19 protein-coding genes, 1 tRNA gene and 1 pseudogene are annotated in these 19281 nt (G+C 71.8%); 15 read left to right on the top strand and 6 right to left on the bottom strand.

All coding sequences use genetic code 11. The features are described 5' to 3' along the window. Positions 1–46 precede the first annotated feature (46 nt). Complete coding sequence (locus tag C8250_RS24345) at positions 47–583, bottom strand: heme-binding protein (protein WP_138354104.1); 537 nt, start codon at positions 581–583, stop codon at positions 47–49. A gap of 274 nt (positions 584–857) precedes the next feature. Between C8250_RS24345 and C8250_RS24340 the strand changes: the two genes are divergently transcribed. From C8250_RS24340 to C8250_RS24315, 6 genes are all read left to right on the top strand, one after another. Beyond that, entirely contained in the window at positions 858–2051 is a 1194-nt protein-coding gene (locus C8250_RS24340) for a sensor histidine kinase (protein WP_138354151.1), read from the top strand. After that, positions 2048–2725: a response regulator transcription factor gene (locus C8250_RS24335; protein WP_138354103.1), complete on the top strand. Its 678-nt coding sequence runs from the start codon at positions 2048–2050 to the stop codon at positions 2723–2725. Before C8250_RS24340 ends, C8250_RS24335 begins: the two co-directional genes overlap by 4 nt. Positions 2726–2859: 134 nt before the next feature. Then, positions 2860–3348 carry a hypothetical protein gene (locus tag C8250_RS24330; RefSeq protein WP_138354102.1) on the top strand — a complete coding sequence of 163 codons (489 nt, stop codon included), beginning with the start codon at positions 2860–2862 and terminating at the stop codon, positions 3346–3348. A 55-nt stretch (positions 3349–3403) separates the two neighbouring features. Further along, entirely contained in the window at positions 3404–3802 is a 399-nt protein-coding gene (locus tag C8250_RS24325) for an SHOCT domain-containing protein (RefSeq protein ID WP_138354101.1), read from the top strand. A gap of 154 nt (positions 3803–3956) precedes the next feature. Continuing rightward, a complete protein-coding gene (locus C8250_RS24320) occupies positions 3957–4946 on the top strand; it encodes a zinc-binding dehydrogenase (protein WP_138354100.1) in 990 nt (329 codons plus the stop codon). A 144-nt stretch (positions 4947–5090) separates the two neighbouring features. Next, positions 5091–5546 (top strand): TerB family tellurite resistance protein, encoded by a 456-nt coding sequence (locus C8250_RS24315; protein WP_138354099.1) that lies wholly within the window; start codon positions 5091–5093, stop codon positions 5544–5546. Between the two features lie 68 nt (positions 5547–5614). Here C8250_RS24315 and C8250_RS24310 read toward each other — a convergent pair whose 3' ends face one another. Both C8250_RS24310 and C8250_RS24305 read right to left on the bottom strand, forming a co-directional pair. Beyond that, the gene (locus C8250_RS24310; RefSeq protein ID WP_232485411.1) at positions 5615–6868 is read right to left on the bottom strand and encodes an ATP-binding protein; all 1254 of its coding nucleotides are present in this window, start codon (positions 6866–6868) and stop codon (positions 5615–5617) included. A gap of 131 nt (positions 6869–6999) precedes the next feature. Continuing rightward, positions 7000–7650 (bottom strand): annotated as a pseudogene (locus C8250_RS24305) (response regulator transcription factor); the annotation flags it as partial. Positions 7651–7774: 124 nt separating this feature from the next. Between C8250_RS24305 and C8250_RS24300 the strand changes: the two are divergent. From C8250_RS24300 to C8250_RS24275, 6 genes are all read left to right on the top strand, one after another. Beyond that, positions 7775–8263 carry a hypothetical protein gene (locus C8250_RS24300; RefSeq protein WP_138354097.1) on the top strand — a complete coding sequence of 163 codons (489 nt, stop codon included), beginning with the start codon at positions 7775–7777 and terminating at the stop codon, positions 8261–8263. A 125-nt stretch (positions 8264–8388) separates the two neighbouring features. Further along, the gene (locus C8250_RS24295; RefSeq protein ID WP_138354096.1) at positions 8389–9453 is read left to right on the top strand and encodes a peptidoglycan-binding protein; all 1065 of its coding nucleotides are present in this window, start codon (positions 8389–8391) and stop codon (positions 9451–9453) included. Then, the gene (locus C8250_RS24290; protein WP_138354095.1) at positions 9450–10241 is read left to right on the top strand and encodes an ABC transporter ATP-binding protein; all 792 of its coding nucleotides are present in this window, start codon (positions 9450–9452) and stop codon (positions 10239–10241) included. Before C8250_RS24295 ends, C8250_RS24290 begins: the two co-directional genes overlap by 4 nt. Next, positions 10238–11437, top strand: a complete 1200-nt coding sequence (locus C8250_RS24285; RefSeq protein WP_138354094.1) for an ABC transporter permease — start codon at positions 10238–10240, stop codon at positions 11435–11437. Before C8250_RS24290 ends, C8250_RS24285 begins: the two co-directional genes overlap by 4 nt. 68 nt (positions 11438–11505) lie before the next feature. Next, positions 11506–11892: an STAS domain-containing protein gene (locus tag C8250_RS24280; RefSeq protein WP_187144968.1), complete on the top strand. Its 387-nt coding sequence runs from the start codon at positions 11506–11508 to the stop codon at positions 11890–11892. Positions 11893–11994: 102 nt separating this feature from the next. Further along, a complete protein-coding gene (locus C8250_RS24275) occupies positions 11995–12837 on the top strand; it encodes an alpha/beta hydrolase (RefSeq protein ID WP_138354092.1) in 843 nt (280 codons plus the stop codon). 481 nt (positions 12838–13318) lie between these two features. Here the strand turns inward: C8250_RS24275 and C8250_RS24270 are convergent. Then, a tRNA-Thr gene (locus C8250_RS24270) sits at positions 13319–13392 on the bottom strand. A 214-nt stretch (positions 13393–13606) separates the two neighbouring features. On the opposite strand from C8250_RS24270, the gene ugpC reads away from it, so the two are divergent. The 3 genes from ugpC to C8250_RS24255 all read left to right on the top strand — a co-directional run bounded on the left by ugpC (position 13607) and on the right by C8250_RS24255 (position 16188). Beyond that, positions 13607–14725, top strand: coding sequence for a sn-glycerol-3-phosphate ABC transporter ATP-binding protein UgpC (ugpC, locus tag C8250_RS24265; protein WP_138354091.1), 1119 nt, complete (start codon positions 13607–13609; stop codon positions 14723–14725). Positions 14726–14978: 253 nt separating this feature from the next. Continuing rightward, entirely contained in the window at positions 14979–15392 is a 414-nt protein-coding gene (locus C8250_RS24260) for a hypothetical protein (RefSeq protein ID WP_138354090.1), read from the top strand. A gap of 70 nt (positions 15393–15462) precedes the next feature. Further along, positions 15463–16188 carry a nucleotidyltransferase family protein gene (locus C8250_RS24255; protein ID WP_138354089.1) on the top strand — a complete coding sequence of 242 codons (726 nt, stop codon included), beginning with the start codon at positions 15463–15465 and terminating at the stop codon, positions 16186–16188. A 199-nt stretch (positions 16189–16387) separates the two neighbouring features. On the opposite strand, the gene C8250_RS24250 is transcribed toward C8250_RS24255, so the two are convergent. Together C8250_RS24250 and rlmB are read right to left on the bottom strand one after the other, a co-directional pair. Then, entirely contained in the window at positions 16388–17938 is a 1551-nt protein-coding gene (locus C8250_RS24250) for a DoxX family membrane protein (RefSeq protein ID WP_138354088.1), read from the bottom strand. A 343-nt stretch (positions 17939–18281) separates the two neighbouring features. Further along, positions 18282–19238 carry a 23S rRNA (guanosine(2251)-2'-O)-methyltransferase RlmB gene (gene rlmB, locus C8250_RS24245; RefSeq protein ID WP_138354087.1) on the bottom strand — a complete coding sequence of 319 codons (957 nt, stop codon included), beginning with the start codon at positions 19236–19238 and terminating at the stop codon, positions 18282–18284. Positions 19239–19281: the final 43 nt, after the last annotated feature.

Raw genomic sequence — 19281 nt, 5'->3', positions numbered from 1 at the left:
TCCGGAGGCCGTCGGCGTTCGTGCGGCGGTCACTTCCCGAGAGCGGTCACTTCCCGAGAGCCGCCACACCGACGCGCGCGAACTGCTCGTCCAGGTCGCCGCTGGGGGCGCCGGCGACACCGATGGCCGCGATGGGCGCACCGCCGTCGGTGACGGGGGCGGCGCCGGCCAGGAAGAGGGTGCCGGGGATGTCCTTGAGGTTCGGGGCCTGGGCCAGCCGCTCGGCCAGCTCCGAGGTGGGGGCGTTCCAGGAGACCGCGGTGTACGCCTTGCGCTCGGCGGACTCGTAGGACTGCGGGCCCGCGCCGTCGCCGCGCAGGGTGACGACGGTGTTCCCGTTGCGGTCGACGACCGCGACGGTGACGTGCTGGCCGGCCTTCTCGGCGGCGTCGAGCGCGGCCTGGGCGCCCTTGGCGGCGGCGTCGATCGTCAGATGCGCCGTCCGGACGGTCTGCGACGGCCGGACGTCGGCGGTCTTCGCGGCGGGCGCCGGGGCGGCGGACGCCGACACACTGCCGAAAACGCCGGCGCCGAGAGCGGCTGCAGCGAGGGACCCGGCCAGAACACGAGCGGAAATCTTCACGGTCACTCCTCAGAGAATCGGTGCGGCCCGCACCGGGCCTGCCCTTCGATCCTCGGCCCGGACCGGGCCGATCAGGGTCGGCGAGCCGGCCCCTCCCCGCGGGCATGATGGATGACGGGGCCGTCAACCGATCGGATGATGCGGGGCCGGCGGGGCCGGGCGATAAAGGGATACGGGGGCAGGAGCGGCCGACGACGAGGAGATCCACGTGAGCACCACCCCGCGACCGGCGGCGGAGACCGCCGACCCCGATGCGGGCTGGCTCACCCTCGTCATGCACACCGCGTTCGTCGTGCTGCTGGGTGCCTCGCTGACCCGCTTCGTGGTGCACCATCCGGGCGCCGCCAGGGTGCCGTGGGTGATCGGCCTGAGCGTCGCGCTCGCCGTCCTGTACGCGCTCGGTCCGGCCGCCGGAAGGGCTGGGCCCTCGGCCCACCGTCTGTGGCTGGCGGCCGTCGTCGTCGCCTGGGTGGTGATCGTGCTGCTCGCGCCGAGCTTCGCCTGGTGCGCGATCCCGCTCTTCTACAGCGGGCTGCGGACCCTGCCGGCACGTGCCGCGATCATCCTCGTGGCGGCCCTCACCGTCCTGGTCGTCATCTCCCAGCTCCGGCTGGCCGACGGCTTCGACCCCAACCTCCTCCTGCTGCCGCCCGCCGTCGCGGGCCTCGCCACCGCCGTCTTCCTGCACATGCAGCGGCAGGCCGCCCGTCAGCACGCACTCATCGACGACCTCGTCAGGACCCAGCGCGAGCTCGCGGCGACCGAGCGGCGCGCGGGCGCGCTGGCCGAGCGGCAGCGGCTGGCCATGGAGATCCACGACAGCCTGGCGCAGGGCCTGTCCAGCCAGCAGATGCTGCTGCAGGCCGCGGCCCGCACCTGGGACAGCGACCCCGGCACCGCCAGGACGCACGTCACCACCGCGACCTCGATCGTCGCGCGCAACCTCGCCGAGGCGCGCGCCTTCGTGCACGACCTCGCGCCCGCCGACCTCGCCGACGGCGGCACCCTGCACGACGCGTTGCGTGCGCTGGCCGAACGCGAGTCGGCGGAGAGCGGCCTGCCGGTCCGCTTCCACCTGGACGGAAGCCCTGGCGGAACGCCGATCGGAACCACCCCGAGCGGCACGGCATCGGGCGGGCTGCCGGCCGCCGCGCAGGCCGCGCTGATGCGGATCGCGCAGGGCGCGCTGGCCAATGTGCGCGAGCACGCCGGCGCCTCGGCCGCCGTGATCACCCTGTCGTACCTCGGCGACCAGGCCGTCCTGGACATCGCGGACGACGGCCGCGGCTTCGACCCGGCCGACCGCGCGGCCCCCGGCTCCGGCGCCGCCGCCGAAGGGGCGGGCCGCGGCCACGGCCTGCCGGCGATGCGCGCCCGGCTCCGCCAGTTCGGCGGCACCCTGACCGTCGAGAGCGGCGCGGGCGAAGGCACCGTCGTCACCGCCACGATCCCCCTGGAGCACCAGTGACCGCCTCCGCCGCCGTACCGGAACCCACGCCCACGCCCGCCCCCGTGCGGCTGCTGGTCTGCGACGACCACGCCGTCGTACGCGCCGGGCTCCTCGCGCTGCTCGCCAGCGCGGGCGACATCGACGTGATCGGCGAGGCCGGGACGGGCGAGGAGGCGGTCGTCATGGCCGCCCGGCTGCGTCCGCAGGTCGTCCTGATGGATCTCCAGCTGGGGAACGGGATCGACGGCGTCGAGGCCACCCGGCGGATCACCTCGGCCGTCGAGGCGCCCGACGCGGCCCCGCACGTCCTGGTGCTGACCACGTACGACACCGACGCCGACATCACCCGCGCCATCGAGGCCGGCGCGACCGGCTATCTGCTCAAGGCGGAGCGGCCCGAGGAGCTGTTCGCCGCGATCCACGCGGCGGCCCAGGGCCGCACCACCCTCTCGCCGCCGGTCGCCAGCCGCGTCTTGGCCCGGATGCGCGCCCCGCGCCCGAACCTCACCGAACGCGAGCTGGACATCCTCGCCCAGCTCGCGCAGGGCCTCGGCAACCGCGACATCGCCCGCGCCCTGTTCATCAGCGAGGCGACCGTCAAAACGCACCTGGGCCGGATCTACGACAAGCTCGGCGTCGACACCCGGGCCGGAGCGGTGTCCGTGGCCAAGGAGCAGCGGCTGCTGCGCTGACCACGCGGCCGGCCGGCGGCTGCTGCGCCGACCCGGACCGGCCGGCGGCTGTTGCACCGACGCGGACCGGGTCGCGCCCACGCGTCGTTCCGCCGCGTCATTCCGCAGTCGTACCGCGTGCGACGATCGACAGTGTGATCGACCTCGGCTACGCCCTCTCCCGCCGCTTTCCCGACCCCCCGCAGACGGACTACCGCACCGCGACCGTCCACTCCCTGCGTCACGACCTGTTCTGCGGCGATGTGTACCTCGCGAAGGGCGAGCGCGAACTGTCCACAGCCTGGGGATGGGTCCCGGTGCTCGACTTCGCGTGGGCGATGTGCGACATCGTCGAGCGGCTGGACCAGGACCCGCGCGGCAGCCGCGCCTCGCGCTCGCAGTACGCCGAGTTCGACTTCACCGAGTCCACGGACCGGCTCCGCTTCGCGCGGCGCTTCGGCTACGTGGACGTCGTCGCCGACTGGGCCGAGGACGAGCCGCCGCTCTCCCTGCACCACACGACGTTCCGCCGCGAGGCACGCGACTTCCTGCACGACCTGATCGCGGACCTGACCGACATGCACGACGGCCTCGGCGACAACCCGGCGATCTGGGACCTGCGGGCCCGCTTCCCGCGCGTGTGACCCATTCGGGTCAACCCCGGATGCGCCGGTTCTGACCAGAGCTTCTCCTTGAGTCATGGAAAACTACCCGATGCTCGACCTCTTCTGGACGATGCTTCTGCTGTTCTTCTGGGTGCTCTGGTTCTTCCTGCTGTTCCGGATCATCGGCGACCTGTTCCGCGACCGCGAGCTCGGCGGCTGGGCCAAGGCGGGCTGGATGATCCTGGTCATCCTGCTGCCCTTCGTCGGCGTGCTGGCCTATGTCATCGTGCGCGGCAAGGGCATGAGCCAGCGCGACGTCAAGCAGGTGGAGGCTCAGCAGACGGCCTTCAAGCAGTACGTGCGCGAAGCGGCGGGCACGCAGGACGACAGCGTGGACCAGCTCCACAAGCTGTCCGAGCTGAAGAGCCGCGGCGACCTCACCGAGGAGGAGTACGCCCAGGCCAAGCAGAAGCTCCTGGCCCGGTCGTCGTAACGCGGTAGCGCAGGCCCCGGGTCTCCCGGACGCCTTCGGACCTCCCGGCTTCCTCCGGACCTCCGGCCTTGACGTGAACCTAGGTTCACGTCGAAGGATGAGCGGTGCGGGCGCCACCAGGCGCCCGCACCGCCCGAAGATCCGGAGAAACGCCATGCGCGCCGCCCGTCTGCACGCCTTCGGCCCCGCCGAGAACCTGACGTACGAGCAGACCGAGACCCCGGTTCCGGGTCCCGGGCAGGTGCGGATCGCCGTCGGCGCGGCCGGGGTCCACGTGATCGACACCGTCTTCCGCCAGGGCGACCCGAAGAGCCCGTACCCGCTGCCCGAGCTGCCGACGATCCCCGGCCGCGAGGTCGCCGGCACCGTCGACGCGCTCGGCGAGGGCACCGACGCGCGCTGGCTCGGCCGGCGCGTCGCCGCCCACCTCGGCATGGTCCCCGGCGGCTACGCCGAGACCGCGGTCACCGACACCGGCAAACTGCACGAGCTGCCGGAGAACCTGGACTTCGCCGAGGGCATCGCCATGATCGGCACCGGCCGCACCACCCTCGGCATCCTGCGGTTCGCGGACCTGACCGACCAGGACGTGGTGATCGTCACCGCCGCGGCCGGCGGCATCGGCACCCTGCTCGTCCAGCACGCCAAGAACCTCGGCGCGACCGTCGTCGGAGCGGCGGGCGGCCCGGCCAAGGTCGAACGGATCCGCGGCCTGGGCGCGGACGTGGCCGTCGACTACAACACCCCCGGCTGGACCGACCAGGTGCGCACCGCCCTCGGCGGCCGGTCCGCGACCGTCGTCTTCGACGCCGTCAGCGGCCCGCTCGGCCGCGCCGCCGTCGACCTGCTCGGCAAGGGCGGCCGGCACCTCGTCTACGGCTGGTCCGCCGGCGGACCGCTGGAGCTCGGCGAGGAGGAACTGGCCACTCGTGGGATCACCTCGCAGACCGTGATCGGCCCGCCGATGATGAAGGCGATCGGCGGCCCCGAGGGCCTGCGCGCCCTGGAGGAGGCGGCCCTCGCGGAGGCCGCCGCCGGCCGTCTCGTACCTGCGGTGCAGCGCTTCCCGCTGGCGGAGGCCGCCGCCGCGCACCGGGCGCTGGAGACCCGCGCCACGATGGGCAAGGTCGTGCTGGTCCCGTAGCCGCCGCATCCTTGGCCGCCGGTCGCGTGCCGTCCCGCGCGCCCCCGGGCGATGCCCGGCCCGGGGGCGCCAGGGAACTCCATGGGGCCTCCGGGGAGTTCCCTGGGCGAGATCGAAAGCCAATGCGTCGAGGAGAACACCACCATGGCCCTGTGGAATCGCTTCAAGGAGTCCGCGCAGACCATGCAGACCCAGCTCACCGCCAAGAAGAACGACCTCAAGAGCGGGGCGTTCCGCGACGCGAGCATGGCGATGTGCGCACTGGTCGCCGCCGCCGACGGTCAGATCGACCCGTCCGAGCGCCAGCGCGTGGCGTCGCTGATCGCGGGCAACGACGTACTGCAGAACTTCCCGGCCGATGACCTGCAGCGCCGGTTCGACGCCTACCTCGGCAAGCTGACCGCCGACTTCGACTTCGGCAAGGTCGGGATCCTGCAGGAGATCGGCAAGGTCCAGAAGAAGCCGACCGAGGCCCGCGCCGTCATCCAGATCGGCATCGTCATCGGCGGCGCCGACGGTGACTTCGACAAGACCGAGCAGGGTGTCGTCCGCGAGGCGTGCTTCGCGGTGGGCATCGACCCCAAGGAGTTCGACCTCTAAAGCCGCCAGGACCGCCAGGGCCAGAACCTCTAGGACCGCTAGGGCCAGGACCGCTAGGACCAGGACCGCTAGGACCGCTGAGAAACCGGCTTCCTGGAGCCGGCCGGCTGGAAGCCGGCCACGCGGACCGTCAGGCCGCCGCCCGGATTCGCTGCGGCGGTGGCCACGGCCCCGTGCGCGCGGGCGATCGAGGCGACGATGGAGAGCCCGAGTCCCGCCCCCTCCCCCGGCCCGTGGCGGCGGGCCTGCATCCGCCGGAAGGGCTCGAAGAGCTCCGGCACCTCGGCGGCCGGCACCTCAGGGCCGGTGTTGACGACCTCCAGGCCGTCCGCGCCGACCCTGACCCGCACCTGCCCGCCCGGGTGGTTGTAGCGGATCGCGTTGCTCACCAGGTTGTGCACCAGATGCCCGAGCAGCACGGCCTCGCCCTGCACGGTCAGCGGCCGCAGTTCGGTCCCGACGGTGACCCCGTGCTCGCCCGCCTGGTCCGCGAGCGCCGTCGCAACGCTCGCCGCGGTCGCGTCGAGCGCGATCGGCCCGACGCGCTCCAGCCCCTGGTCGCTGGCCGAGAGCAGCAGCAGTCCGTCGATCAGCTTCTCGCTGTCATCGGCGACGTCGATGAGCTTGCCGCGCAGGCGCGCGAGCCGTTCCGGATCCAGGTCCGGGTCCGCCAGCCCGATCTCGGCCGCGGCACGCTGCACGGCCAGCGGCGTCCGCAGCTCATGGGCGGCGTTGGCGACGAACCGCTGCTGGGCGGAGACCAGCTGCTCTATCCGGTCGAGCATGGTGTCGAACGTGTCGGCGAGCTGCTTCAGCTCGCCGGGCGGCGCCTTCAGCTTGATGCGCTCGTGCAGGTTCTCACCGGACAGCCGGCGGGCGGTGGACGTGATGACGCCCACCGGACGCAGCACCCGTCCCGCCATCCACCAGGCCAGCGCCACGGACAGCACGGCGAAGACGGCGAGCGAGATGAGCGAGACCGTCAGCAGTTTGCTGAGGGCCGCGCTCTCCGCCGCCGTCGTGATCATCTTCGTCGCCGCGTGCGCCTTGGCGGCGTCGAACGTCTGCCCCTGCAGGGGAAGCGCCGGCTGGGCCTCGGCGAACTGCCGGGTCGGCAGGGCGTACGGGGAGCGGGGGCCGCCGCCGATGGGGACGGCGGTGGTGACGGCAAGGCTGATGGTGGAGTAGAGACCGCTGCGCACCAGCGAGTACACGAGGGCTATCAGCACGCCGCCGGCCAGCACCAGCAGCCCGCCGTACAGACTCGTCAGCCGGGCCCGTTCACTGCTCAGCCGCCAGAGCCGCAGACGGAACCGGCTCATGACCGGTCCCGGGAGGCGGAGTTCGGGGCCTGGACCCGGGAGGCGGAGTTCGGGGTCCGCTCCCCGGCGGTTGAGTTCAGGGCCTGGTCCCCGGCGGCTGCGTTCGGCGACCGGTCCCCCGGAACGTCGGCGATCCGGTAGCCGACGCCCGGCACCGTCTCCACCACCTGCGGCTCGCCGAGCTTGGTGCGCAGCTTGCTGAGCGTCACCCGGACCGCGTTCGTGCGGTAGCTGGTGTCCTCCTCCCACACCTGCTCGATCAGGTCCTCGCCGCTGACGACCGCGCCGTCCGCGCGCATCAGTACCTCCAACACCGCGAACTCCTTCCGGGACAGGCTCAGATACCGGCCGTCGCGGCTCGCCTGGCGGCGCGCGCCGTCCATGACGAGGCCGGCGCGTTCGATCACCGGGGGCAGCGCGGGGTGCACCCGGCGGCCCAGTGCCAGGACCCGGGCGAGCAACTCGTCGTAGGCGAACGGCTTGGTGAGGTAGTCGTCGGCGCCCAGGCCGAGCCCCGCCACCCGGTCGCGGACGGTGCCGGCGGCGGTGAGCATCAGCACCCGGGTGAGCAGCCGCTGCTCCACGACCCGGCGGCAGACCTCGTCGCCGTGGACCCCGGGCAGATCGCGGTCCAGGACGAGCACGTCGTAGGCGCCGAACCGGAGCTTGCGCAGCCCTTCGGCGCCGTCCGACGCCACGTCCACCGCGATGGCGTCACGGCGCAGCCCGTCGGCCACCATTTCGGCCAGGAATTCCTCGTCCTCCACCAGCAAAACACGCATGTGCCCCTGTTTACCCGATGGGGACCTTTCGGCGTTGTAAAGGACCTCGCTTAGAGAAACGAGAGCTCTGCGGCTGTCAATCTCCTCCCGTCACTATCCGGAACAGCCGCAAAGTGAGAATCCCATGAGAAATCGCAACCGCGTTTCCGCCGGCGCCGCGGCACTGGCCGCTCTCGCCCTCTTCGCCTCCGCCTGTTCGGGCTCCGATACGGACTCCGACGCGAAGGGATCGCCCGGGAAGAGCTCGGCCGACACCGCCGCCGACAAGGCGCTCAAGTTCCGCAAGTGCCTGCGGGACAACGGCATGGACGTGCAGGAACCCAAGCCGGGCGAGGACCCGCGGGGCATGACGATCGGCAGGAACGGCAGTGAGGCGTCGATGAAGAAGGCGATGGACGCCTGCAAGCAGTTCAGCGCGAATCCGTCGGGAGAAATATCCCAGGCGGACAAGGACAAGGCTCTCAAGTTCGCGCAGTGCATGCGTAGGAACGGCGTCGACATGCCCGATCCGAACTTTGGCGGCAGTGGCGGGATGCAGAAGGCCATGCCGATGCCGCAGGGCGCGGAGAAGGAGAAGTTCGACAAGGCCAACAAGCTCTGCTCCGTCGACTGACGACCGGCGTGACCGACGGCATGCGCAAGAGCACGCACGGAACGCACGGAACACGCCGAACGCAGGCAAGGCACGAAACGCAGAGCACGCGGCCGAGCACGCAGGGGACGGACGGGAATACGTCGATGAAGCGCAAGAGAATCGTTCTGGCCGCCGTGGCGGTGGTCGTGGTCGTCGCCGGGGGCGGCGTGGCCGTCACCGCGCTGGCCGCCCCCGACAAGGGGGTGACCCAGCAGAATTCCGGCCTCCCGCCGGCGACCGCCCCGATCGAGCGCGGCGATCTCAGCGACAGCACCCAGAAGCAGGGCACGCTCGGGTACTCCAAGGAGCGCAAGATCAACGCGGGCGCCATGGGCACCATCACCTGGGTCGCCGGCGCCGGCTCCTCCGTCGCGCGCGACGGCAGGCTGTACGAGGTCGACGGCAAGCCCGTACGGCTGATGTACGGCACGACCCCCATGTACCGGACGCTGAAGACCGGCGACAAGGGCGACGACGTCCGGCAGTTGAAGGAGAATCTGCGCGCCCTCGGCTTCGGCTCCGGCCTGGCCGCCGACGGCACGTTCACCGCCGGCACCGCCGATGCCGTGAAGCGCTGGCAGAAGGACCACGACCTGCCGAGGACCGGCACGACCGGCCCCGACCAGATCGCCTTCTCCGCCGGCCCGGTACGGATCAAGTCGGCGGACTCCACCGTCGGCGACCAGGCCGGTCCCGGCAAGCCGGTGCTGACCACGACCAGTTCCGAGCGGATCGTCGAGTTCAAGCTGGAGGTCGCCGACGGTCAGCTGGCGCGGACCGGCACCAAAGTCACCGTCGATCTGCCGGGCGGCGGGACCGCGCAGGGCAAGGTCTCCTCCATCGGCAAGACCGTCGAGGAGGGCGAGGACCCGCAGGACAAGACACCCAGGATCTCCGTCACGGTCACCTTCGACGACCCGTCCAAGGTCGGCGGCCTCGACAAGTCCCCGGTGACGGTGAACCTGACCGGCCAGACCCACCAGGGCGTGCTGTCCGTACCCGTCAACGCCCTGCTGGCGCTGCCCAGCGGCGGCTTCGGCGTCCAGGTCGTGGAGAACGGCAAGGCGCGCGACGTCGCGGTCGAGCTCGGCATGTTCGGGCAGGGGCGGGTCGAGATCAGCGGCGGCGGGCTGCGCGAGGGCATGAAGGTCGGGGTGCCGTCGCTGTGAGTTCCACCGGTACCGCCCCGAACACCGTCGTCGAACTCGTGGGCGTCGGGAAGCAGTACCCGGGCGGCGTCACGGCGCTGCGTGGCGTGGACCTGACGATCGACGACGGCGAACTGCTCGCCATCGTCGGCCCGTCCGGCTCCGGCAAGTCCACCCTGCTGCACATCGTCGGCACCCTGGACCGGCCGTCCTCCGGCTCGGTCGCCATCGCGGGCCACGACGTCGCCGCGCTGTCCGACGGCAGGCTCTCCGCGCTGCGCGCCCAGCACGTCGGATTCGTCTTCCAGGCGTTCCATCTCGTGCCCGGCATCAGCGCCCAGGACAACGTGGCCGAGGGGCTCCTCTACTCGGGGCTGCCGCGCGCCGAACGCCGCCGCCGGGCCGCCGCCGCGCTGGAGCGCGTCGGCCTCGCGGACCGGATGGACCACAAGCCGCACCAGCTGTCCGGCGGGCAGAAGCAGCGCGTCGCCATCGCGCGCGCCGTCGTCGGCGAACCCGACCTGCTGCTCGCCGACGAGCCCACCGGCGCCCTGGACTCCGCCTCGGGCGAGGCGGTCATGGAGCTGCTGCACGATCTCAACAAGGAAGGCGCGACCATCGCCGTGATCACCCACGACAGCGAGATCGCCGACCGGCTGCCCCGCCAGGTGCGGATCCGCGACGGCCGGGTGGTGGCGGACACCAGACAGGCCCGCACGAGTGGCGGGACGGGTGCTGATGCCAGGACGGACGCGGCACCTGACTCCGCACCCGGCACCGGGACCGACGCCGGAGCGGTCGCCGTATGAGGCGCACCGCACTCTCCCCCGCCCGGCTCAGCGCCCGCGATGTGTTCCACGTCGGATCCGCCGGGCTGCGCGGCCGCCCCCTGCGCGTCGTCCTGTCCGCGCTGGGCATCGCGCTCGGCATCGCGACGATGATCGCGGTGGTCGGCATCTCGTCCTCCAGCAAGGCCCAACTCATACGGGAATTGGACCGGTTGGGCACCAACATGCTCGTGGTGACCCCGGGCGACGCGCTGTTCACCGGCCAGGACGCCCGGCTGCCGAAGGAGGCCCCGGGCATGATCGGCCGGATCCCGGGCGTCGAGCAGGTGGGCGCCACCGGCGACATCAAGCAGTCGGTACGCCGTTCCGAGAAGATCCCCGAGGGCGACACCGGCGGCATCGCCGTCAAGGCGACCACCGAGGAGCTGCTGAAGACCCTGCGCGGGTCGGTGCGCAGCGGCAGCTGGCTCAACAAGGCCACCGGCAGGTACCCGTCCGTCGTGCTCGGCAGCGTCGCCGCCGACCGCCTCGGCATCACCGCCCCCGGGCAGCAGGTGTTCATCGGCGGCCGGTACTTCACCGTCACCGGCATCCTCGACCCGCTGCCGCTCGCCCCCGAGATCGAGCGCTCCGCCCTCGTCGGGTGGGACGCGGCGGAACGGCTGCTGGGCTTCGACGGCCATCCCACGTCCGTCTACGAACGCTCCACCGATGCCGCGGTCGCCGCCGTACGCGACCTGGTCCCGCGCACGGCCAACCCGCAGAACCCGCAGGTCGTGAAGGTCACGGATCCTTCGGCGGCACTGCAGGCGAAGGCCGCCACGGACGGCGCGTTCACCAATCTGCTGCTCGGTCTCGGCGGGGTCGCCCTGCTGGTCGGCGGTGTCGGCGTCGCCAACACCATGATCATCTCGGTGCTGGAACGCCGCTACGAGATCGGGCTGCGCCGCTCCCTGGGCGCGACCAGGGGCCAGATCCGCATCCAGTTCGTCACCGAGTCCCTCATGCTCTCCGGACTCGGCGGCCTGGCGGGCATCGCCCTCGGCTCCCTCGCCACCTTCGTCTACGCCACCACCGGCGGCCTCCCGTGGGTGGTACCGCCGTGGGCCGTCAGCGGCGGCTTCGGCGCCACGCTGATCATCGGCACCGTCGCCGGCCTCTATCCGGCGGTCCGCGCGGCCCGCCTGTCGCCGACCCTGGCGCTGCACGCCGCGTAGGGCCGGTCCGGCCGAGCCCGTACGCCTCCCGTGGAACCTCCGTGGAACCTCTCCGGAAGGAAGCCCCCGTGCCCCTCGTCCCACCAGACCAACCGAGCCCCGCCTTCGCCGTCCGTGTCAGCACCCGCGGCACCGTGCCGGTCGTCGAACTCCACGGCGAGATCGACCTCATGGCCACGCCGTACATCAGCCGACGGCTGGACGGACTCGCCCGCCGGGAGCACGGGGGCCGCCCTCCCGACCTCGTCATCGACGTCACCGGCGTCACGTTCATGGACTGCCGTGGGCTCTCCGTGCTCGTCCACGCCCACAACCTCATCAGCGCACGGCACGGCCGGCTGCACCTCACCGGCGTCCGCCCGCACCTCCGCAAACTCCTCCACCTCACCGGCCTGGACAGGACCTTCGCCGTCCAGGACGCCCGCGTCGGCCGCGTATCAGCGCCCTGTCGGTGACGCGGTCCACAGTGGAGTCGTTGCCCGGATCCGCCAGGGCCACCAAGACCTGACGGATCCGGGCAGCGCCGGCCAGGACCCCGGAACGCCCCAGGAGGACCGATGAACGCGCCGTCGACGAACGCGCCCAGGACCGACACGCTCAAAGTGCCCGGAGCCACCCTCCACTACGAGATCCGCGGCTCCGGTCCCGTCCTGCTCATGATCCACGGCGGCTCCGGCGACGCCGGTGTCTTCGAGGGTGTCGCCGGCGCCCTGGCCGACCGCTACACCGTCGTCACCTACGACCGGCGCGGCAACTCCCGCAGCCCGGTGGAGGGCCCGCCGCAGGACATGAGCGTCGCGACCGACAGCGAGGACGCCCGCCTCCTCCTCGCCGCCCTCACCGACGAGCCCGCCCACGTGTTCGGCAGCAGCTCGGGCGCCATCGTCGCCCTCGACCTGCTCACCCGGCACCCGGACCGCGTCCGCATCGCCGTCCCCCACGAACCCCCGTTGTTCGGCGTGCTCCCCGACGCCGACGAGCACATCGCCTTCCTCAGGAACGTCCACGCCATCTACCTCCGCGACGGCGTCGGACCCGCGATGGAGGTCTTCGGCGCCCGCATGGGCCTGGACACCGAAGGTCCCCTGCCCCACACGGAGCTCCCCCCACAGATCCGCGACCTCGTCACCCGGATGGCCGCCAACACCGACCGCTTCCTGGCCCACGAGCTCCTGCCGGTCACGAACCACCTCCCGGACCTGACCGCCCTGGCCACCGTGACCCCCCAACTGGCCCTGGCCGGCGGCCGCGACTCCCGCGGCTTCCTCCCCTACCGCCCCAACACCGTCCTGGCCACCCGCCTCGGCATCCCCATCACCGACTTCCCAGGCAACCACGCCGGCTACCTCCCCCACGCCCCGGCCTTCGCCACCCAACTGGCCACCCTCCTCACCCGCTGACCGGCTCACGGGCGGCCCGGGTGAACGCGAGAGGGGCCACGAGGGCGTTCAACAACGGGGGTTCAGCCCCATCCCCCGCGCCTGACCCAGCCAAGCGGTCGCCGACTTAGGTCAGCGGACGACGGCCTGGATCTCGCGGACGGTCAGGTCCGTGGTGGTACCGAAGGTCCCGTCGGGGAGATCGACCGGCTTGGGGTTGCCAGTGCCCGTCCAGCCGATCTTCCAGGTGACGGTGGCCTTGAAGTGGTACGGGCCGTTGGTTCCGGACGCGTGGCGGTAGGCGCTCAGCGCCTGGGCAGCTTGTGCGTCGCGTTCCGCAGATTCGTCGCGGCCGCCGCCATCGACGCCGCCTCCGGCCGGGCCGGCCGCTCACGCAGCGCTCACGCAGACGGCCCCGGACGCGGTGTCCGGGGCCGTCTGTGGTGGTCACGATGTGGTGCTCGCTCGGGCCGCTGGTGCGGCTCGGGCGGGTGGTGCGGGGAGCCCCCTGTCGGATTCGAACCGACGACCTTCGCTTTACAAGAGCGGTGCTCTGGCCAGCTGAGCTAAGGGGGCATGGGTCCGCGGGTGGGTGGTGCGGGTGCGGGGCCAGGAGAAGTGTACTCAAGGCGGGGGGTGCCGGGTGTGGGGAAAGTCGGTGACCGGGGGCTACTGACAAAGGGGCAGGCGGCGGGTAGCGTCACGGTCAGTTCGCATATGGCGGACTAGACCAATCCTTCCTTTACTCGGATCGTCCGGCACGTTCCTGCCGGTGAGGGGTGCAACAGCTATGGCTACTGTCACGTTCGACAAGGCGACCCGTATCTACCCGGGCTCGGAGAAGCCCGCGGTGGACGGCCTGGAGATCGAGGTCGGGGACGGCGAGTTCCTGGTTCTGGTCGGTCCGTCCGGCTGTGGGAAGTCGACCTCCCTGCGCATGCTCGCGGGTCTCGAGGACGTCAACGGCGGAGCGATCCGCATCGGTGAGCGCGACGTCACCCACCTGCCGCCGAAGGACCGGGACATCGCGATGGTGTTCCAGAACTACGCGCTGTACCCGCACATGACCGTCGCGGACAACATGGGCTTCGCGCTCAAGATCGCCGGCGTGAACAAGGCGGAGATCCGCAAGCGGGTCGAGGAAGCCGCGAAGATCCTGGACCTGAGCGACTACCTGGCGCGCAAGCCGAAGGCGCTCTCCGGTGGTCAGCGCCAGCGTGTCGCGATGGGCCGCGCGATCGTGCGTGAGCCGCAGGTGTTCCTCATGGACGAGCCGCTGTCGAACCTCGACGCGAAGCTGCGGGTGCAGACCCGTACGCAGATCGCCAGCCTGCAGCGCCGGCTGGGCGTCACCACGGTCTACGTCACCCACGACCAGGTCGAGGCCATGACGATGGGCGACCGCGTGGCCGTCCTCAAGGACGGGCTGCTGCAGCAGGTCGACACCCCCCGCAACATGTACGACCGCCCGGCGAACCTGTTCGTCGCCGGCTTCATCGGCTCGCCGGCCATGAACCTCGTCGAGGTCCCGATCACCGACGGCGGCGTGAAGTTCGGCAACTCGATCGTCGCCGTCGAGCGCGACGCCATCGCGGCCGCCTCCGACAAGGGCGACCGCACGGTCACCGTCGGCGTCCGCCCCGAGCACTTCGACATCGTGAACGGCGAGGCCAAGTCGCTGTCGAAGGACGAGCCGGCCGGTCTGGCCGTCACGGTCAACGTCGTCGAGGAGCTGGGCGCGGACGGCTTCGTCTACGGCAGCGCCGAGGTCAGCGGCGAGCACCAGGACCTGGTCATCCGGGTCGGCGGCCGCGAGATCCCGGAGAAGGGCTCCGTGCTGCACGTCGTGCCGCGCGGTGGCGAGGCCCACGTGTTCTCGACCTCCACCGGTGAGCGCCTCACCCACTGACGCTCAACCCGAAGGGCCAACGTGGCCAACGGGCCAACGGGCATATAAGCAGTACGGAACGGCCGTTCGCGCAACCCGCGGGCGGCCGTTCCGCGTTGCGTCCGCGTTGATCATTCCGGTGTCGACAAATACCTACACACACCGGGCTTTTCGATCCCGTTCGTCAACCGGCCGCACCCGTATCAGCGATTCCCCTCACCCGGCAGGGTGACTAAATGTCGCCAAATCATCACCCATCGCTACGATCGCGAGCGTGAACCAGGTAGCTCGCCGCATCGGCAAGACATTCGCGCTCGTACTCCCGGTCGTCCTCGTGCTGTCCGGGACCCTCGCCGTCACCCGCGTCCCGTGGGCGACCTCGGCCTCCGAGGCCCAGGTGCTCACGGCCTCGCACGACAAACCGGAGATCGTGCCGTCCTCGAAGGAGCCGCAGGAGGTGCTGCGCACCCGACTGCTGGACGAGCTCCAGGACAAGTCCGCGAGCACTGTACTGACCGACCTGCAGGCGGAGATGGCCACCAGGCCGTCACTGGCAAAGTACTGCACGTCGATCGCCCGGTCGCTCGGCCGCGCCGCCGTCGCCAAGTACGGTCCGGTGCGCGCCCAGTCCTTCTCGCGTCCGGTGTGCGACACCTCGTTCGCGACCGGCGTCGCCTCCGTCTACTGACCATGACGGGCGTCCCCTGCCGCCCGGGGACGCCGTCATCACGCGTTCGAGGTCCCGTAGGGTGCCCAGCATGACGAACGGCGCTCCTACCGTGACCCAGGCCGTCCTCCTCGCCGGAGGGCAGGGGTCGCGACTGCGGCCCTACACCGATGACCGTCCCAAGCCGATGGTCGAGATCCCGGGCACCGGGACACCGATCATCGGCCACCAGCTCGACTGGCTGGCCGCCGAGGGCGTCACCGACGCCGTCGTCTCGTGCGGCCACCTCGCCGAAGTGCTCCAGGAGTGGCTGGACGCGGCCCGGTTGCCGCTGAACGTCACCACCGTCGTCGAGAAGGAACCGCTGGGTCGCGGCGGCGGGCTCAAGTACGCCGCCGCGTCGCTCCCGCGCCCCGACGAGCCCTGGTACGCCACCAACGGCGACATCTGGACCCGCTTCTCGCTGCGCGAGATGGCCGCGTTCCATCACGAGCGCGCCGCGGTCGCCACGCTGGCGCTGGCCCGCCCCCGGATCCCGTGGGGCGCCGTGGAGACCAACGAGTTCGGGCAGATCCTGGACTTCATCGAGGCGCCGCCCTCCCCGTTCCTGATCAACGCGGGCGTGTACGTCTTCGACCCGGAGTTCACCGGGCTGCTGCCGGATCTCGGCGACCATGAACGCACCACGTTCCCCCGGCTCGCGCGCGAACGCCGCCTCGCCGGCTTCCCGATCCCGCAGGGCGCGTACTGGCGGGCCATCGACACGGCGAAGGACCTCACCGAGGCCGCCAAGGAGCTGGCCGCTCTCAGCCGTTGAGCAACCGCTGAAGACGGACCCCCGTCCGCCCGCCGTGGCGCTGAGCGGGCCGCTGAGCCCCTCTCACGCGTTCCACCGCCTCCGGGTCGCCTACGGTCCCTCCACGGCGCCCACGGCCCCCGTACGCACATGGCGGTGGCCCGCACCCCCGAAGGGTGCGGGCCACCGCCATGTCATCCTGCCGACCCGACCCGACCCGTCAGGCCGACCCGCCGGTGCCTCCGGTGTCGCCGGACGGTCCCGACCGGCCGAGCAGCAGGCCGGCGGGCGATCCGCTGCCCAGGAGGCCGCCGATCGGGTCGTGCACGGTGCCGCTGCTGGTCGTCGGGGACGTCGTCGGACGGTGCGACTGGTGCGGGGAACTGGGCTGCGTCGGCTGCGAGGAGGACTCGCGGGGCTTGCTGCTGCTGCTGCCGCTGCCCGTGCTGCCGCTCTTGTGGGTGCCGCTCGGCGACGCCGAGGGCGACTTGGTCGGCTTCTTCTTGGCGCCGGCGGACTTCGACGGCTTCGGGGTGGGCTTGGGCTTGCCGGGTGTGGCCGTCCCCGACACCTCGGGCAGCGGGGTGCCCGGCAGGTTGTTGACGGGGATGCGCGCCGGGGTCGGCACGTCCGTGTGGGTGCTGGAGGACCGCACCGCGGCACCCAGCACCGATCCGCACAGCAGCGTCAGGCCGACGAAGATCGTGGCCAGCACCACACCCCGGCGCAGCACCCGCCTGCGCAGGTCCCACAGTTCGGCGCGCGGCCCGAGCCGCCGCCACGCCTCGCCCGCGAGGCGGCCGTCCACGGAGTAGACGGGGGCGCCCGCGATGATCAGCGGGCTCCAGGCGGCGAGGTAGATGAAGTCCGGGGCGTCGTAGACCGGGACCGTGCGCCAGGTCACCGTCACCAGCAGCGCCACGGAGAGCGCGGCGGCGAGGGACGCGGCGACCCGCTGCCACAGCCCGCAGATCGTCAGCACGCCGACGATGACCTGGAGGAAGGCGATGGTCAGCCCGGCGCCCACGGGGTGCGTGAGCGCGAGATCGCGCAGCGGCGCCGCGGCGGCCCACGGGTGCAGTGACGTGAGCCACTTGACCATCGAGCCGCGCTCGCCGCCGTCGAAGTACACGGGGTCGCACAGCTTGCTCATGCCGGCGTAGACCGAGATGAAGCCGAGGAAGACGCGCAGCGGGAGCAGGACGACGCCGAGGTTCATCCGGTGCCCGGGGTACCAGGCGTGCCGGATCGGTTCGGCGTTGCGGCCGCGCCGGATCCCGTTCTTCTCGCCCGGTCCGGCCGCGAGGCCCTTGCCGCGGCGGTCATCGCGCCCGTCACCGAACTCGTCGTCGTAGCCGTCGTAGTCATCGTCGAAGGCGCCACGGGCGGGCCGGACGCCGCGCAGCAGCTCGGGTTCCGGCATGCGCGGGCCGACGACGCCGGGCGTCGCCGCCTCGTCGATGTCGATCCGCGGCAGCAGCTGCGTCGAGCCGGCGGGCGTGTCGGGGCCGGAGCGTCCGGAGCCGGATTCCGCGCCCGCGTGGCCCGCGTGGCGGACCGCCTGCAGGAGCCGGCCGGCAGCCGGGTCGCCGGGCTCGGTCCGGCCGGACCACACCACTGGTGCGGCCCGTCGCCTGACGGAGCTGGGAATGACGGGGATCCGCGCGGTCTCGTCGAGGCTCAGGGCACGGGCCGAGGTCACGCCGAGCCGGACGCGGAAACTCGCGTGGTTGACGATGACCTGGGCCGGGTCGCTCGGGACCTTGAGCATGCTCAGGGCAGGTTCGTCGAACCCGGGCGTCCCACCCCCCGTAGGAGTGCGGGGTGTTCTGGTGTCCACACTCCACTAACCGAGTGACAGACGTTTAGGACACTGCCGACGCACCGATGGATGTCCGAGACCCGTCAAGATCAACAGCATCGGGGCGCTGGCCGGGAACGATGCGGGGCCGACTCCGAAAGGATCGGGACCCGAACCGGAAGTGATCCGGTCCGGGTCCTCGTCAGCGTCCACGGAGGTCGGTCACACACGAACAACCGCGCACCCGACGTCACCCACAAGAAGTCACGCGCAAGGCGTCACGCACAAGGGGTGGCGCGCGGCCGCCAAGGGGTCACGCGCGGCGGCGGGCCGCCTCGTACAGGACGATGCCGGCGGCGACGCCCGCGTTGAGGGACTCCGCGCCACCCGGCATCGGGATGCGCACCAGGAAGTCACAGGTCTCGCCGACGAGGCGGGACAGCCCCTTGCCCTCGGAACCGGCGACGATCACGACGGGGCCGGCGAGCGCGTCCAGCTCGTGCAGGTCCGTCGCACCGTCGGCGGCGAGGCCGACGACGACCAGACCGGCCTTCTGGTAGGCCTCCAGCGTCCGGGTCAGGTTGGTGGCGCGGGCGACCTGGACGCGGGCGGCGGCGCCCGACGAGGTCTTCCACGCACCGGCGGTCATACCCGCCGCGCGGCGCTCGGGGACGACGACGCCGTGACCGGCGAACGCGGCCATGGAGCGGACGACCGCACCGAGGTTGCGCGAGTCGGTGATGCCGTCGAGCGCCATGATCAGCGGGGCCTCGTGGCTGTTGGCGGCGGTCTCCAGCAGGTCTTCCGGGTGCGCGTACTCGTACGGCGGGATCTGCAGGACCATGCCCTGATGGTTCAGGCCGTTCGTCATCCGGTCCAGCTCGGGGCGCGCGGCCTCCATGAGCGGGACACCGCGGTCGGTCGCGAGCTTGATCGCCTCGCGCACCCGGTCGTCGGTGTCGATGTACTGCTGGACGTAGACCGCGGTCGACGGGATCTCGGCGCGCAGCGCCTCGACCACCGAGTTACGGCCGACGACCAGCTCGGCCGTGGACTTCGCGCCGCGGCCCGACGGGCGGCGCGACTGCGAGGAGACGGTCCGCTTGGCCACGGCCTTCGCGACGCGGTTCTTCTTGTGGCCCTTGCGGTCCGAGGCGGGCGGGGTCGGGCCCTTGCCCTCCAGAGCCTTACGCCGGTGACCGCCGGTGCCGACCTTCATGCCCTTCTTGTTGGAGGTACGGCGGTTCCTGCGCTGGCTGTTCCCGGCCATGGGGCACTCTCACTTCTTCGCTGCTGAAAATGTACTGACGTAT

It is taken from the genome of Streptomyces sp. So13.3, from assembly GCF_005860785.2.
Lineage (GTDB): Bacteria > Actinomycetota > Actinomycetes > Streptomycetales > Streptomycetaceae > Actinacidiphila > Actinacidiphila fildesensis.
Note: the sequence above shows the minus strand (reverse complement) of the source record. Positions and strands in the feature narration are given on the sequence as shown.